Source organism: Mesorhizobium sp. M7A.F.Ca.CA.004.04.2.1 (assembly GCF_004022825.1).
Lineage (GTDB): Bacteria > Pseudomonadota > Alphaproteobacteria > Rhizobiales > Rhizobiaceae > Mesorhizobium.
Map to the genome: position 1 here is coordinate 1 of NZ_RZPH01001098.1, position 1926 is coordinate 1926.

Below are 1926 nucleotides of genomic sequence, written 5' to 3' on the forward strand. Positions count from 1 at the left end.
ATCCTCGACCCAGGCAACCTCTTGCGGCGTCCATGCCGCGATCTGGGCATAGGTCCAGATACCGAGGCCGTTGAGAACCTTTTCCAGCTTCGGCCCGATGCCCGAGATGGCCTTGAGATCCGCCGGTTTGGCCGGTTTCTCCATGGCGTTGGGCTGCCTGAAATCCTCGGGCATCAGCGCATCGCCGGCGCCGCTTGTCGCCGGAGCGGCGTTGGCGGCCGGCACGGCAGTGGCGGCTTCCTTGGCGGCAATATCGGTGACCTCCCGGGCGAAGGACTGCGCCTCGGCGATCATGCTTTTCGCCGTCGCCCGCGCCTTCGTGGAGGAAGAGTTCGGATCGTCGAACTGCGCGACGCGCGCCTCGAAATCATCGACGATCGGCTGCAGCAGCCGCTGCGAGGCTTCTGCCGCGCCTGAAAGCGCGCCCAGCCAGACGCCGAAAGCATGATTGGCGAGCCCGAGGCCAAGCGCCGACATCGCCGCCGCACCCGCCACAGGATGCACGAAAAGGTTGACGGCGCTGGCCATCTCCTTCGGCATCATCCTGGTCAAGTCCTGGTTCATCTTCTCGATCTGGTCCAAATTGGGCATCAGCGGGTTCGAATACGGCGCCATAGAGTTCTCCTGGTCGTTTCTTCGTTCGCCCCGCCCTTCGCTGCGGACTTTCGCCCGCGTAAACTTTCTTCTATTCCGCCGCCACCATCACAGGCTCGGCCCGGTGCGCATTGCGCGAAAACTCGTCGATGCGCCGCTCCACTTCGCCGCGAAAATGCCGCATCAGGCCCTGGATCGGCCAGGCCGCCGCGTCGCCAAGCGCGCAGATCGTATGGCCTTCGATCTGCTTGGTGACGTCGAGCAGCATATCGATCTCGCGCTTCTGCGCCTCGCCGCGCACCAGCCGTTCCATCACCCGCCACATCCAGCCGGTGCCTTCGCGGCATGGCGTGCACTGGCCGCAGCTCTCGTGCTTGTAGAAGTAGGAAAGCCGCGCGATCGCCTTCACGACATCGGTCGACTTGTCCATGACGATGACAGCCGCGGTTCCAAGGCCGGATTTGAGGTCGCGCAGCGCGTCGAAATCCATCGGCGTGTCGATGATCTGCTCGGCCGGCACCAGCGGCACCGAGGCGCCGCCCGGTATGACCGCCAAAAGATTGTCCCAGCCGCCGCGAATGCCGCCGCAATGCGTCTCGATGAGCTCGCGGAACGGAATCGACATCGCCTCTTCGACCGTGCACGGATTGTTGACGTGGCCGGAGATGCAAAACAGCTTGGTGCCGACATTGTTGGGCCGGCCGAAGGACGAGAACCAGGCCGCTCCTCGGCGCAGGATGGTCGGCGCAACCGCGATCGATTCGACATTGTTGACCGTGGTCGGGCAGCCATAGAGGCCGACATTGGCCGGGAATGGCGGCTTCAGCCGCGGCTGGCCCTTCTTGCCTTCGAGGCTTTCGAGGAGTGCAGTCTCCTCGCCGCAGATATAGGCGCCGGCGCCGTGGTGCATGTAGATGTCGAAATCATAGCCGGAGGTGTTGTTCTTGCCGATCAGCTTGGCCTCATAGGCTTCCTCGATCGCGCGCTGGAGCGCCTCGCGCTCGCGGATGAACTCGCCGCGCACATAGATGTAGGCGGCAATCGCGCCCATGGCGAAGCCGGCAAGCAGCGCGCCCTCGACCAGCGTGTGCGGGTCGTTGCGCAGAATGTCGCGGTCCTTGCAGGTGCCGGGCTCGGATTCGTCGGCGTTGATGACGAGATAGCTCGGCCGGCCATCGCTCTGCTTGGGCATGAACGACCATTTGAGACCGGTCGGGAAGCCGGCGCCGCCGCGGCCGCGCAGGCCCGACGCCTTCATCTCGTTGACGATCCATTCGCGCCCCTTGGCAACGATGCCGGGCGTGTTGTCCCAGGCGCCGCGCGCCATCGCGC

2 protein-coding genes are annotated in these 1926 nt (G+C 64.8%); both read right to left on the reverse strand.

The window, feature by feature from the left end; genetic code table 11:
• Positions 1 to 615 (reverse strand): NADH-ubiquinone dehydrogenase (locus tag EN893_RS31685; protein ID WP_128362085.1); only part of this gene is annotated, 615 nt, incomplete at its 3' end.
• A 70-nt stretch (positions 616 to 685) separates the two neighbouring features.
• Positions 686 to 1926 (reverse strand): NADH-quinone oxidoreductase subunit NuoF (gene nuoF / locus EN893_RS31690; protein WP_128362086.1); only part of this gene is annotated, 1241 nt, incomplete at its 5' end.